The organism is Kineococcus glutinatus, from assembly GCF_039542765.1.
In the GTDB taxonomy this organism is placed as follows: domain Bacteria; phylum Actinomycetota; class Actinomycetes; order Actinomycetales; family Kineococcaceae; genus Kineococcus_A; species Kineococcus_A glutinatus.
In genome coordinates this window covers 1-4,883 of the sequence record NZ_BAABIL010000094.1, presented here as the reverse complement: position 1 = coordinate 4,883, position 4,883 = coordinate 1, and the positions used below count along the sequence as shown (strand labels likewise).

Annotated in this window: 5 protein-coding genes and 2 riboswitches; of the genes, 1 reads left to right on the top strand and 4 read right to left on the bottom strand. The window is 76.6% G+C overall.

Features of this window, described 5'->3' with window-relative positions:
- The 3 genes from ABEB16_RS04350 to ABEB16_RS04340 form a co-directional block, all read right to left on the bottom strand.
- A partial coding sequence (locus ABEB16_RS04350; protein ID WP_345711043.1) for an LLM class flavin-dependent oxidoreductase occupies positions 1-658 on the bottom strand: 658 nt, incomplete at its 3' end.
- 202 nt (positions 659-860) lie between these two features.
- Positions 861-992 (bottom strand): hypothetical protein, encoded by a 132-nt coding sequence (locus ABEB16_RS04345; protein WP_345711042.1) that lies wholly within the window; start codon positions 990-992, stop codon positions 861-863.
- A gap of 8 nt (positions 993-1,000) precedes the next feature.
- A riboswitch (SAM riboswitch) is annotated at positions 1,001-1,095 on the bottom strand.
- A 57-nt stretch (positions 1,096-1,152) separates the two neighbouring features.
- A complete protein-coding gene (locus tag ABEB16_RS04340) occupies positions 1,153-1,701 on the bottom strand; it encodes a GNAT family N-acetyltransferase (protein WP_345711041.1) in 549 nt (182 codons plus the stop codon).
- Between the two features lie 6 nt (positions 1,702-1,707).
- Positions 1,708-1,802, bottom strand: a riboswitch (SAM riboswitch).
- 135 nt (positions 1,803-1,937) lie between these two features.
- Here ABEB16_RS04340 and acs point away from each other — a divergent pair.
- Positions 1,938-3,929, top strand: coding sequence for an acetate--CoA ligase (gene acs, locus ABEB16_RS04335; protein ID WP_425560105.1), 1,992 nt, complete (start codon positions 1,938-1,940; stop codon positions 3,927-3,929).
- A 42-nt stretch (positions 3,930-3,971) separates the two neighbouring features.
- Here acs and ABEB16_RS04330 read toward each other — a convergent pair.
- The coding region (locus ABEB16_RS04330; RefSeq protein WP_345711040.1) for a response regulator at positions 3,972-4,883 on the bottom strand (912 nt) is incomplete at its 5' end.

The window sequence follows — 4,883 nt, the reverse complement described above, 5'->3', positions numbered from 1 at the left end:
GTTGCCCCTGCGGCGGGCGCGGGGTGATCGAGGGCCCCTTCACCGAGAACCGCTCGCCGCGGAAGTCGACGTGGTGGAGCTTGTCGCGGTCGACGTAGCGGCCGGTGGCGGTGTCGCGGACGACGGCGTCGTCCTCCCAGGAGTCCCACAGCAGCCGCACGACGGCAGCGGCCTCGGCGGCCTCGGCCCACAGCTCCCCGTCGGGCTCGACACCCTTGCGGCCGAAGGCGTCCGCCTCCGCGGCGCTGTCCGACACCCCGATCTGCCAGCCGGCGCGGCCGCCGCTGACGATGTCGAGGGTGGCCAGCGCCTTGGAGGTGTGGAACGGCTCGGTGTGGGTGGTCGTGACGACCGGCGCCACGCCGACCCGCCGGGTGGTGGGTGCGGTCCGGGCGGCGAGCGCGACGGCGTCGAGCCGGCCGCGGACCTCGTCGACCGGTCCCGGCCCCACCGCGCCCTGCAGCCGGAAGGAGTCCGGGACGACGAGCAGGTCGAGGTCGGCGGCGTCGGCCAGCCGCGCGAGGGCGACGGCCCGGTCGGGGCCGAAGAGCGCGGCGGGTTCCGCGCCGGGCAGGCGCCAGGCCGCCGGGTGGCGCCCGGCGCCGTCGGGCTCGACGCCGAGGAGGACGGCGCGGGAGGGGCGGGGCGGGACGGTCATGTCGTCCTTCCGTTGCGCGACAGCGCATTCAGGGCGCGAGCGGGGTGGGCGCGCGGGCGCCCCGGGGCGGGGCGCAGGACGGGCACGCGGGTGGGAGCAGCCGCCGTGGTCGGCGCAGAGGTGTCCGACGAGGCACCGCGGCGGGTGGCGCGGACGAGCGGCGGCGGCCGGTGCCGGGCGAGCGGTACCGGCCCGGCGGGGCTCAGGCGCGGGCTGGGCCCGAACAGCCGGAGGCGGCGGTGCGGCAGAGGTCGACGTGGCGGCGCAGCACGCTCAGGTGACCACCGTGGACGGGCAACCGCACGTCGCCGCGGGGGTTCCGCGCTCCGGTCATGCTCGTCCCCTCCATCGGTCCTGGCGGTAGCACCCGCGCCCGCACGTGCGGGGGGTTGCTGCGGCGTCGACGAGCCAGGTCCCTCGACCGCTCTGGATGGTTGTGGCTTCAAACTACGCCGCCGGGCGCGGGAGCTGTCAAGCACCCCGTCGGGCGCGGATCAGGCCGCCAGCGCCTTGGCGAAGCGCAGGACCGGATCGGAGCCCGGCCCGGGCAGCGGCTGCGCGCCGGGCACGTAACCGCTGGCGCGGTACAGCCGGTGCGCGGCGTGCTGGCGCACCCCGCTGCTGAGGTGGATCGAGGTGCACCCGGCGGCGGCGGCGCGCCGCTCCAGCTCCGCCACCACCGCCCGGCCCAGCCCGAGGCGGCGGTGGGTGGGCGCCGTCCAGATCCGCTTGAGCTCGGCGCTGCGCCCGGTCTGGCGGCGGTAGCCGCCACCGGCGACGGGGCGGCCCTCGTGCAGCACCACGAGCAGGCAGCCGCGCGGGGCCTCGAAGTCCGCGGCGGGCGCGGCCGCCAGCTCGCGGCGCACGGCCTCGGCCGGGTGGCCCAGGCCGTGCTGGTACTCGTGCGCGAGGCCCTCCAGCAGCGGGCGGGCCAGCGGGTCGGCGAGGCCGACGGCCCGGAACGCGAAGCCGTGCGGCAGCGCGGCGGCCGGGCGGTCGAGCAGGTGTCGTCGGTCCCGCACCGGGACGGCGGGTGGTGCCACGGAACTCCCCCATCGATCCCGGCGGTAGCACCCGCGCCCGCGCGTGCGGGGGGTTGCTGCGGCGTCGACGAGCCGGGTCTCTCGGCCGCTCTGGATGGTTGCAGCTTCAAGCCAACCCGGTGCCGTCCGCGCTGTCAAGCCGCCGCGGCGCCGTCCGGGGGACGAGGCGCGGGCAAGTACGCTCGCCGGACCCAGGACCAGGGTGGCGACCCGCCCCGAAGACCCCGAGGAGAACCGTGCCCGCTGCCGCCGCCGTGCCCGCGCCCACCGGTGACGGGGTGCACCTGCCACCGCCCGCGCTCGCCGCCGCGGCCAACGTCGGCGCCGAGGCCTACGCCCGGGCCGCGGCGGACCCGGAGGCGTTCTGGGCCGAACAGGCCGCCCGGCTGCGCTGGGACGCGCCCTGGCACACCGTCTTCGACGGCTCGACGATGCCGACGGCCCGCTGGTTCGCCGGCGGCCGGCTCAACGTCGCCGTGAACTGCCTGGACCGCCACGTCGAGGCCGGCCGCGGCGGCAAGGTCGCGCTGCACTGGGAGGGCGAGCCCGGCGACAGCCGCACCATCACCTACGCCGAGCTGTCGGCGGAGGTCAACCGGCTGGCCAACGCCCTGCAGGAGCTGGGGATCGGCGCCGGCGACCGGGTGGTGCTCTACCTGCCGGTGCTGCCGGAGACGATCGCGGCGACGATGGCCTGCGCGCGCGTGGGCGCCGTCGTCAGCCTCGTGTTCGGCGGGTTCTCCGCCGAGGCGCTGCGCTTCCGCCTCGCGGACACCGGCGCGAAGCTGCTCGTCACCACCGACGGGCAGTTCCGCCGCGGCACCGCCGTCGGGGTCAAGGACGCCGCCGACGCGGCCGTCGCCGGCCTGGACCACGTCGAGCACGTCCTGGTGGTGCGCCGCACCGGGGACCTCACGCCGGACGTGCCGTGGACCCCGGGGCGCGACGTGTGGTGGCACGACGTCGTGGACCGCCAGAGCAGCGAGCACGCCGCGGCCTCCTTCGACGCCGAGCACCCGCTGTTCGTCATCTACACCTCCGGCACCACGGGCCGGCCCAAGGGCCTGGTGCACACCAGCGGTGGCTACCTGGTGCAGGCGTCCTGGACGCACTGGGCGTGCTTCGACGTCAAGGACGACGACGTCTACTGGTGCCAGGCCGACCTGGCGTGGGTGACGGCGCACACGTACGAGATGTACGGGCCGCTGTCCAACGGCACGACGCAGGTGATCTACGAGGGCAGCCCGCTCACCCCGCACCCGGGACGGCACTTCGAGGTCGTCCAGAAGTACGGGGTGACGATCTACTACACCGCCCCCACCCTCGTGCGGACGTTCATGAGGTTCGGCGAGCAGCTGCCCGCCGGGTACGACCTGTCGTCGCTGCGGCTCCTGGGCAGCGTCGGGGAGGCGATCAACCCCGAGGCGTGGAACTGGCTGCACCGCAACGTCGGGGGCGGCCGCTGCCCCGTCGTGGACACGTGGTGGCAGTCGGAGACGGGCGCCGCCGTCGTGGCGCCGCTGCCGGGGGTGACGCCGCTGAAGGCGGGGTCGGCGACGGTCCCCCTGCCGGGGCTGTCGGTGGCGGTGGTCGGCGAGGACGGCGAGGAGCTGGCGCCCGGCGAGTCCGGCCTGCTGGTGATCGACCGGCCCTGGCCGGGGATGGCGCGCACGGTGTGGGGGGACCACGAGCGCTTCGTGCGCTCGTACTGGGAGAAGTTCGCCGACCGCGGCTACTACCTGGCCGGCGACGGCGCGCACCGCGACGCGGACGGCTACGTGTGGCTGGAGGGCCGCGTCGACGACGTCCTCAACGTCTCCGGGCACCGGCTGTCGAGCATCGAGCTGGAGTCCGCCCTCGTCTCGCACCCGCAGGTGGCCGAGGCCGCCGTCGTCGGCGCACCGGACGAGACGACCGGGCAGCGGATCGTGGCCTTCGTCATCCCCCGCTCGGCGCGGACCCCGGCCGCCGGGCAGGACGCGGCGGGGCGGGCCGACCTCGCGGCGGAGCTGCGCGCCCACGTGGCGGCCCGGGTCGGCGCGGTGGCCAAGCCGCGCGACGTCGTCGTCGTGGCGGACCTGCCCAAGACCCGCTCGGGCAAGATCATGCGCAGGCTCGTGGCGGACGTCACCGCCGGGCGCAGCGGCGGCGACGTCACGTCGCTGCAGGACGAGTCGGCCCTGGCGGCCGTGGCCCGCGCCTGGCAGGAGCACACCGGGGACCGGTGAGCGCCCCGGGGCGGTGCGGGGGTGGTACCACCCCCGCACCGCTCACCAGTCGTCGTCGTCCGCCCGGCCGGGACCGCCGGCGCCCGCGGAGAACTCCGCGGCGAGCGTGCCGAACACCCGGCACGCCTCGTCGAGCGCGGCCAGCAGCTCCGGCGCCAGCGGCGGCGGCGGCAGCGTCCCGGCGCGGGCCCGCAGCTCCAGGTCCGCGCTGAGCTGGGCCAGCTCCTCGGCGCCGAGGTTGGCCGCCGAGCCCTTCAGGCTGTGCGCCCGCTTCTCCACGAGGGGGGCCCTGCCCGCGGCGAGCGCGTCCTCGAGGTCGGCGGCGACCTGCGGGGCCCGCTCGACGAAGGAACCGAGGAGCTGGGCGAACAGCGCCCGGTCCTCCGGGGTGCCCACACCGCCCAGCTCCTCCACGCGGGCCCGCACCGTGGCCTCCAGCGGCGGGTGGACGGGCTCGTCGACGCCGTCGGTGCCGTCGGTGCCGTCGACGCCGTCGGTCGCGACGGCGGGCTCGGCGGCGATGCTCGTGAGCATCGCCTCCAGGTCGCGCGCCCGCACCGGCTTGGAGAGGTAGTCGTCCATCCCGGCGCTCGTGCACGCCTGGCGGTCCTCCATGAGGACGCTGGCGGTGACGGCCACGATGCGCGGCTGCCGCTCCCGGGGGATCTCCGAGCGGATGAGCCGGGTCGCCTCCATGCCGTCCATCTCGGGCATGTGGACGTCCATGAGGACGACGTCGTAGTCGTTGCGGTGCACCGCGGCCACGGCCTCGCGCCCGTTGCCGACCGTGTCGGTGCGGTGCCCCAGCTTGGACAGCATCAGCTGGGCGACCTTCTGGTTGACGAGGTTGTCCTCGGCCAGGAGCACCCGCAGGGCCGGCCGCTCGATCGCACCGGCCGCACCGGCCCGCCGCACCGGAGCGGCGGGCACCGGGACCGCGGCCACCGAAGCCGC

Excerpts from the sequence above, each read along its gene's own strand:
- ABEB16_RS04345 (WP_345711042.1), bottom strand. The coding sequence starts at position 992 with ATGACCGGAGCGCGGAACCCCCGCGGCGACGTGCGGTTGCCCGTCCAC.